The following is a 4,682-nucleotide window of genomic DNA, read 5'->3' as shown; positions in this document are numbered from 1 at the left end:
TTTATACAAATTTTATACCTGTGTAGCCTCCGCTTCTCTTCCTCTGGTGTATGGACAAGGGGGGAGAGGGGGTCTATCCTCTTATGTAATCTCAGCCCTAGAGCAGGGGTGAATTTTAACCAAATCGCCTCCGATGGGGTGCGCTGAACTTTACTGTTTTTCCAGATTACCGCAATGGAATCGAACTGTTTTGACTCTCCTTTAACCCCCTCGCCGGATGCCTTAAATCTCTCTCCGGAGATAGATGTATTTGTCTTTCCCACCTCTTTTGCTCAACAGCGATTGTGGTTTGTTGACCAGTTTGCTCCCGGTCATTCTTTACTATAATGTCACCACCGCATTGCGGTTAACCGGAGAGGTGAATTTAGCTGCTTTAACTGCTACCTTTACCGCCATTGGCAACCGTCATGAAGCATTACGGACGAGGTTTGCGGCAGTGGAGGGGGAACCCGTCCAGGTAATTGCACCGTCGGTCGATATCCCCATGAATAGGCTGGATTGGCGGCAGTTTACTCCCGGGGAACGGGAAGCCGAAGCGACTCGATTAGCGGCGGTTGAGTCGGAGTTTCCGTTTAATTTAGCCACAGGTCCTTTACTGCGGGTGACTCTGTTGCAGTTGGAGGATGCTCACTCTATTTTACTGCTGAATATGCACCATATTATTTCTGATGATTGGTCGATGGGGGTGTTGGTTCAGGAGTTGGGAACTATTTACAGGGCTTTAGTTGAAAATTGTCCGGTTTTGTTGCCGGAATTACCCCTACAATATGCAGATTTTTCCGAATGGCAGCGGGAGTGGTTTCAAGGGGAGGTTTTAGAGCAGCAGTTAGGGTATTGGCGGCAGCAGTTACGGGGAATTGTTCCCCTGAATTTACCCGGGGACTACCCCAAACCAGGGACTCCCAGCTATCAAGGAGGTAGTCAAGTTTTAGAGCTTTCTCAACCCCTGATGGCGGCGCTCAAGGTCTTTTTTCGGGTGCATCCGATGTTTGGACAGTCTGCCCTCATCCCCCCTTACAAGAGTAGGTTTTTTACGTTTATGGTGATTCGCCTTACTATTAACTTCAGCGACGGTCCCCGGACCTTGCCAAGGTCCGGGGACCGTTCGTAAAAAAACCTACTCTTGTAAGGGACTTCCCCCCGAGTCTCCATTCTGGATTTAGACCAACATCAAGGGGCGATCGCCCCTGGTCAGGATCCAACCTTGAGATGGGGCCAACTCACCGAAGAACCTATAAAACTGACTCAGATTCCCGGGAACCACCTCACCCTGCTCACGAAGCCCCAGGTGCCACATCTCGCCGATCGCCTCCGCGACTGTTTAGAATCTCGGCAGAAAAGAGGCCAGATCACCGGGTCTCTTGACAAAATCCCTGCTAATTCGTCACAAATTAGAGCTAAAAACCCGGTTCCAACCCTCCCATCTCCCCCAACCCCCCCATCCCCCCAATCTCTTCAATAATTTCCTCAGACAAAAACACTCACCGACCTTGGGGCAGTATGTTAAAGTAGTGAAGAAAAATTTGATTCAGTAATGAGTTTTGCTATTTGCTCCAGAATTGCCTCCGGATCAATCCGAATCGGCTTCGTCGGCAGGTACTTCTGATGAAACTGAATCCCCTTAAACTTTTGGAGGCTTTCCATGTCGATTTATGTAGGCAATCTATCCTACGATGTCACCGAACAAGACCTAAACAGCGTTTTTGCTGAATATGGTACGGTGAAACGAGTTAACCTTCCCACAGACCGCGAAACGGGTCGTCCACGTGGCTTTGGTTTTGTTGAAATGGACACCGATGCAGAAGAAACCGCTGCCATTGAAGCGCTTGATGGCGCTGAGTGGATGGGTCGAGATCTGAAAGTCAACAAAGCAAAACCCCGCGATGATAACAAACGCGGCGGCGGCGGCGGCGGCGGCGGCGGCGGTAACCGTGGTGGACGTGGTGGTGGTTACGGCGGCGGAGGCGGTGGCGGTTACAGATAATTCTCCCCAACCTAATCAATAGCATGATAGAGGTGTGTGACCACAACACGCACTGAACGGAATACCGTTACAGTGCGGGCTTCTTAAGAAATTAAGGAGCGTGTCATTAGCCTCAGTAATTCGTTAAGCCAGGATTACTACGTTACTCCAGAATATATAGGCACTTTGGGATGCAGGTTTGGCAGCCGTGTTCTAGTCCCAAACACTGCGGTTAATCATTAAACATTCCTACTGGCAGCCGGAAAGTGCCATTAGCATCAAACCTGGAACAACATTGGCAAAGAACACCACTCCGTAAGGAGTTGAACTTTATTTAGTTCAAAAAAGAATTCCCTCATTATATTTGCTTTAGTGGGGGATTCTTTTCAAAACAATAAAGAGTCGTTCGTCTCGTCATCCACACGCTCACGGCTCAACGCCTACGGCGTGGGAGGTTGTAAGCGTGTGGAATCCTCATCTCACCGCGCCTTTCATCCCACACTATACCGCTTCGGTTAGTGTGGGGATTCCCGTCTGTCTAGCTAAAAATCATCTAGCATCATTTCGCTAGGACATCTCCTCATCTTCACAATTTGATATTAGAAACTCACCCTGGCGTGCGGGCTATCGTCAACCCTGTTAGGGCATAATACAGATAGGCCGCAATTTTTGCTGGCCTCAAGTAAAATAAGAACTGTCAAGTTCTGACTTGAGGCCATCTTCACAGCCAATGGACCTCTAGTAAAAGGAGTAAGAATGACCCAAGTTTTAGTAGGAGAAATCGAAGGCATTGAATCCGCCTTACGTCGCTTTAAACGGCAAGTCTCGCAATCAGGGATCCTCGCTGATGTTAAGTGCCGTCGCCATTTTGAAACCCCGCAGTCCAAGCGTAAACGCAAGGCCAGTGCTGCGCGACGCAAGAGACGTTATCGTTAATTAAAACGGCGATCGCCGTATATTTACTTTGGGTGTTGGCCGTCCACACTTGTTGATCCTTAAGGCAATGTCCGGGTGCTGTGAGCAAAAGCATCGATCCTCAGCACGAAAGCGAAAGGCGGGTTGTGGACGGCTTTATTCTCGCCACGAGTCCACTCAAGGTTTGATCCCGTGACTAAATCCAGGGAAAAGGGTCGGATCTAACCCTCGCAACTTAGGGCAAAATTAACGGAAATCAGGGCTGCCATCTTATCATTTTTTCTGACCTATCACTCTTTAATAAATCTGATGGATACTGATGAACTTCTCAATCGCTACAGAGAAGGAGAACGAAATTTCCCAGGCGTAGATCTGCGCCGTTGTTACCTCTATCGCGCTCATTTGCCCGAAATAAACCTAGCTGGGGCTAACCTAACCGATGCTAATTTAGGTCGCGCTAATCTCAACGGGGCCAACTTAAGTGGAGCCAATTTAACCGATGCTAAATTGACTGCAACCCTCCTGAAAAAAGCCAATCTCAGTGATGCCTTACTGATTCGTGCGAATCTGATGCTGGCTCAACTCGGGCAAGCGGATTTAAACCGTGCGGATTTGCAAGGGGCCAGCTTGTGGAAAGCCAGTTTGAATAAGGCGGACTTAATGAATGCCAATATGCAGCAGACTGATTGTTCCGGTGCGGATTTCGTTAGCACGAGCTTTGTCGGCGCAAATCTCCAAGAATCGGACCTGAGCAGTGCTAACCTCATTGCCTCGGATTTTGGGGGCGCTAATTTAACTGAGGCCAATTTGATTGGCGCTAACCTGTGGAACAGCAACCTCAATGGTGCTAATCTGCATAATACCATTCTTCCAGACGGACACCATCATTTGTGAACGGTTTGAGTGCACAGGGGCGATCGCCCTTCTGTCACGATTCCCCCATCAATAAAAAACCTAAGCAATCCCCCCAATGCGATCGCCGGTCCCACAAATGCCTAAGATAGAGGAGATTTGGGGATCGGTTGGGGTCCAAACCCGCCCGGTATTTCTGCCACCGACCCCAATCATTGTCTTATCCAGTCTGGTTGCTCGATCGCCAGAAAGAGCGGCCTAACACCATCATGGAGTCTGTGGGAGTCAACGGCATGACCGCGAACATCATCTTGTATAAATCCCTAGAAGCCCTAGCCTTGTTGCTAGGAGCGACTTCTGCCCTTTTCATCACTCGCCTCCCCGCTTGGGGACAAGGGACAGAAATAACCCCTTTCAATCTTCAATCTCTGTATACCCCGGCAGCGGATTGGTTGCTGCCTGCAACCCCCTCCCTGAACATCCCCCTATCCTATTCGGCAGAGGGTTTAAAAGGCGAAGGTTTAGAACGGGGAATTTCCCAACAGAGACAAAATCCCCCGACTCAACCTCAGCGCCCAGAACTGGAAACGATTCAAGAAGAACTGGATGAAGAACCGGATTTTGCGATCGTTCCCTTACCTGGCTATAGCTCGATTAAAGGGATTCATGGCACCCTGGACTTAATCTTGACCAACCTGGGGGAAAATGACCAAACCCTAGATCTGCGTCTGGAAGGGGGTGAGCGCACCATTGGGGCCATTTTCCGCTATACCGACCCTTGGCAACAGTCTGGACCCTTCGATCCGGGATATCAACTCCGCTTATTTAACACCCGATCGCCTGAATCCCAATTTCTCGAAGGCGATCGCGAAGTCAATCTCATCCATGACCACCGCGCTTGGGTCGATCGCCTCGGAGGCAGCTTCACCTTCTACCAACCCGTCACCCCAAC

4 protein-coding genes and 1 pseudogene are annotated in these 4,682 nt (G+C 49.7%); all 5 read left to right on the top strand.

The window, feature by feature from the left end; genetic code table 11:
- Window positions 1–244 precede the first annotated feature (244 nt).
- Window positions 245–1,111, top strand: a complete 867-nt coding sequence (locus J0895_RS11075) for a condensation domain-containing protein (RefSeq protein ID WP_242541211.1) — start codon at window positions 245–247, stop codon at window positions 1,109–1,111.
- 531 nt (window positions 1,112–1,642) lie between these two features.
- The gene (locus tag J0895_RS11070; protein WP_207088154.1) at window positions 1,643–1,984 is read left to right on the top strand and encodes an RNA recognition motif domain-containing protein; all 342 of its coding nucleotides are present in this window, start codon (window positions 1,643–1,645) and stop codon (window positions 1,982–1,984) included.
- A 735-nt stretch (window positions 1,985–2,719) separates the two neighbouring features.
- Complete coding sequence (rpsU, locus tag J0895_RS11065) at window positions 2,720–2,899, top strand: 30S ribosomal protein S21 (RefSeq protein ID WP_207088153.1); 180 nt, start codon at window positions 2,720–2,722, stop codon at window positions 2,897–2,899.
- Between the two features lie 288 nt (window positions 2,900–3,187).
- Window positions 3,188–3,772, top strand: coding sequence for a pentapeptide repeat-containing protein (locus J0895_RS11060; RefSeq protein ID WP_207088152.1), 585 nt, complete (start codon window positions 3,188–3,190; stop codon window positions 3,770–3,772).
- A gap of 173 nt (window positions 3,773–3,945) precedes the next feature.
- Window positions 3,946–4,682 (top strand): annotated as a pseudogene (locus tag J0895_RS11055) (hypothetical protein); the annotation flags it as partial.

The organism is Phormidium pseudopriestleyi FRX01 (assembly GCF_017313335.1).
Lineage (GTDB): Bacteria > Cyanobacteriota > Cyanobacteriia > Cyanobacteriales > Laspinemataceae > Laspinema > Laspinema pseudopriestleyi.
This window is presented reverse-complemented; position numbering and strand designations above follow the sequence as displayed.